Source organism: Dietzia sp. CW19 (genome assembly GCF_014145265.1).
Taxonomy (GTDB): Bacteria; Actinomycetota; Actinomycetes; order Mycobacteriales; family Mycobacteriaceae; genus Dietzia; species Dietzia natronolimnaea.
The window spans coordinates 1-3,349 of record NZ_JAALEE010000525.1 but is presented as its reverse complement, the minus strand read 5'-3'; the positions used below and the strand labels follow the sequence as shown (position 1 = coordinate 3,349).

General features: G+C 71.7%; 4 protein-coding genes. 3 read left to right on the top strand and 1 reads right to left on the bottom strand.

Annotation, left to right across the window (positions count from 1 at the left end; translation table 11 throughout):
- Window positions 1–55 precede the first annotated feature (55 nt).
- The gene (locus G6021_RS14835; protein WP_182641613.1) at window positions 56–1,153 is read right to left on the bottom strand and encodes a CoA transferase; all 1,098 of its coding nucleotides are present in this window, start codon (window positions 1,151–1,153) and stop codon (window positions 56–58) included.
- Window positions 1,154–1,262: 109 nt separating this feature from the next.
- Between G6021_RS14835 and purT the strand changes: the two genes are divergently transcribed.
- The 3 genes from purT to G6021_RS16970 form a co-directional block, all read left to right on the top strand.
- Entirely contained in the window at window positions 1,263–2,537 is a 1,275-nt protein-coding gene (gene purT, locus G6021_RS14830) for a formate-dependent phosphoribosylglycinamide formyltransferase (protein WP_182641612.1), read from the top strand.
- A gap of 41 nt (window positions 2,538–2,578) precedes the next feature.
- Window positions 2,579–3,148: a DUF1648 domain-containing protein gene (locus G6021_RS14825; RefSeq protein ID WP_182641611.1), complete on the top strand. Its 570-nt coding sequence runs from the start codon at window positions 2,579–2,581 to the stop codon at window positions 3,146–3,148.
- Window positions 3,149–3,156: 8 nt separating this feature from the next.
- A partial coding sequence (locus G6021_RS16970) for a hypothetical protein (RefSeq protein ID WP_206682668.1) occupies window positions 3,157–3,349 on the top strand: 193 nt, incomplete at its 3' end.

The window sequence follows — 3,349 nt, the reverse complement described above, 5'->3', positions numbered from 1 at the left end:
TGGGAGCCACTGCCCGGCGAGTGAGGAGTGGCTCCCGGCCCCGACCCGCTCATGGTCAGGCCCAGACCTGCTCGACCGGAGTCACCTCATGCGGCGGCGCGGCCGGGACGGCAGGCGCCGGGGTGCGCGAGAAGCGCGGCGCGGGCGCCGGCCCCATGTCCCCGGCGACCTCGACGAAGGTCTCCCTCGCCGTCATGTGGGGATGGGACAGCGCCTCGGTGTAGGTCAGCACCGGGGTCGTGCAGGCGTCGGTGCCGTAGAACAGCTCGGCCCACTCGTCGCGGGGCTTCCCGGCGAACTTCCCGGCGATGATCTCGCGCAGCTCGTCCCAGCGGTCCATGTCGAACTGCCCGGGCATGTCCTCGCCGTCGATGCCCATCAGTCGCGCGAACTCCGCGTAGAACTGCGGCTCGAGGCAGCCCACGGCCATGAACTTGCCGTCCGAGCAGGTGTACACGTCGTAGAACGGGAACCCGGTGTCGAGCATGTTGGTCCCGGCGACGTCCGACCACTGGTCGCGGGCGCGCATGGCCCACTGGAACTGGCCCAGCACGGAGGCGCCGTCGGTCATGGCGGTGTCGATGACCTGACCCTTGCCTGAGGTGGCGCGCTCGATGATCGCGGCGAGGATGCCCTGGATGAGGAACATCGACCCGCCTCCGAAGTCGCCGACCAGGTTGAGCGGCGGAACCGGGCGCTCGCCCTTGCGGGCGGTGGCGTTGAGGTGCCCGGTGAGCGAGATGTAGTTGAGGTCGTGGCCGGCGGTGTGCGCGAGCGGGCCGTGCTGGCCCCAGCCGGTCATCCGCGCGTACACGAGCCGCGGGTTGGACTCGAGGCACTGGTCGGGGCCGAGGCCCATGCGCTCGGTGACCCCGGGGCGGAAGCCCTCGACCAGCACGTCGGCCTTGGCGATCAGGCCGCGGACCTGCGCCAGCCCGTCCTCGCTCTTGAGGTCGGCCTCCACCACGGTCCGGCCCCGCCGGGTGATGTGCGCCCAGCCGTCGGCGGACCTGGCGAGCTCACCGGGGCGCATGACGGTCACGACGTCCGCGCCCAGGTCGGCGAGCATCATGCACGCGTGGGGGCCGGGGCCGATTCCGTTGAGTTCGACGACGCGGATGCCGGCCAGGGGGCCGGAGGAGGCAGTGGTCACAGGTGTGCCCTTTCGTGTGGCGTTGCACACACGTTATCTTCTGCCGGTCCGCGGGAGCGGGGGAGCACGCGATAGAGGCCGGCGACGGAGGTCTACTAGCGTGGGCGCCATGACCGCAGCGCACGATCCCCTCGCCCCGCCAGTCGTCGACCGCTTCGGCACGCCGGGCACCCCGGACGCGACCCGCGTGATGCTGCTGGGCTCCGGCGAGCTGGGCAAGGAGGTGACGATCGCGCTGCAGCGCCTGGGGGTCGAGGTGATCGCGGTGGACCGCTACGCGGGCGCCCCCGCCCACCAGGTCGCCCACCGCAGCCACACGATCGACATGACCGACTCGGGCGAGGTGCGCCGGGTGGTGGAACTCGAGAAGCCGCAGGTGATCCTGCCGGAGATCGAGGCCATCGCCACCGCCGCGCTGGCGCAGATCGAGCAGGACGGGCTGGCCCGGGTCGTGCCCACCGCCCGCGCAGTGCAGCTGACCATGGACCGCGAGGGCATCCGGCGGCTGGCAGCCGAGGAGCTGGGCCTGCCCACGAGCCGCTACGCGTTCGCCTCGTCGCTCGAGGAGCTGCAGGAGGCGTGCGCGCAGATCGGGTTCCCGTGCCTGGTCAAGCCCACGATGTCGTCGTCGGGAAAGGGACAGTCCTCCCTCCACGGCCCCGAGGACGTGGAGGCGGCGTGGACCCACGCCCAGTCCGGTGCGCGGGTGACGGGGGCGCGCGTGATCGTGGAGTCGTTCGTGGACTTCGAGTACGAGATCACCCTGCTCACCGTCCGCAGCGTGGACCCGCGGACGGGGGAGATCCGGACCGACTTCTGCGAGCCGATCGGTCACCGTCAGGAGCGCGGCGACTACGTCGAATCGTGGCAGCCGCAGGCCATGACGCAGGACGCCTACGACTCGGCGCGCTCGGTGGCGGCGCGCGTGACCGGTGCGCTCGGCGGGGTGGGCGTGTTCGGGGTGGAGCTGTTCGTGCAGGGAGTGGACGTCTACTTCTCCGAGGTGAGCCCGCGGCCGCACGACACCGGTCTGGTGACGCTGCGCAGCCAGGTCCTCAGCGAGTTCGACATGCACGCGCGGGCCGTATTGGGACTGCCGGTGGTCACCACCATGTCCAGCCCGGGCGCGTCGGCGGTGATCTACGGTGGGTCTGGTATCGGCGGCGCCGGCCAGGTCGGCTCCGCAGGCGGGACGGCCGAGGGGGTCGGGTTCGAGGGTGTGGCCCGCGCGCTCGCGGTGCCGGAGTCGGATCTGCGACTGTTCGGCAAACCCTCGGCCAGCGAGTTCCGCCGCATGGGCGTGGCCGTGGCCACCGCCGAGGACGTGGAGACCGCGCGCGAGCGGGCCCGCGAGGCCGCCTCGCGGGTGACGGTGGTGAGGTAGGCGTGCGCCGCACGGCCGCAGGGTCGCGGGGCCTCGACTAGATGACGACGACGAACTCGGTGGCCGACGAGGCCCGCGGCCTGCCGAAGGAACCGACCAGCCCCTGGATCCTCATCCTGGTCGTGGCCACCGTTGTGGTCTGGCTTGCGGTGCTGGCCTGGCAGGTGGTGGTCCTGCCGGAGCGCGTCCCTATTCACTTCGGCTCGGGCGGCGAGCCGGACGGCTGGTCCAGCAAGGCCGGCGCTCTGGCGTTCTCGGCCTTGTTGCCCCTGCTTTTGGTCCTGCCTCTCCCGCTGCTGACCACCCTCATTGTCCTCCGCGCGCCCGAGCTCATCAACGGACCCCGCAAGGAGTGGTGGACGGCCACCGCGCCGAGGCTTCGCCGGTTCGAGCGACTGCTGCGTGAGGATCTGTGGCTGATCACTGTGGTCACCCTGGCGCTGCTGGTGGCGATGCAGGTGGGGATCGTGCGCGCCGCCGAAAGTCCGGATCAGCGCATGCCGGAGGAGCTGTTGTTCGGCGGGATGGCGGTGTTCGGCGTCGGGCTCGTCGCGGTGATGGTGCGCATGTACGCCGGCAACCGGTACGCCGAGCAACCCGACCTGGACTGAGCCTGTGGATGGTCGTCCGATCTATCCACCGACCCCTCTCGCGGGCCGGATCCGGCGCGGCCGCGCCCCTAGCGTGGATCCCCGAGCGGCCCGGACTGTCGGGCCCGGAGGGGGCGGGACTGATGGCGGGATCGAGCACGGGGTCGGGACCTGTGGCCGCGGCGCTGGTGGCGTTCGAGCGGGTCGCGGTGGTGGCCGAGG

Bases quoted from the DNA above. Each gene is read 5' to 3' on its own strand.
- purT (WP_182641612.1), top strand. From the start codon at position 1,263: ATGACCGCAGCGCACGATCCCCTCGCCCCGCCAGTCGTCGACCGCTTC.
- G6021_RS14825 (WP_182641611.1), top strand. From the start codon at position 2,579: ATGACGACGACGAACTCGGTGGCCGACGAGGCCCGCGGCCTGCCGAAG.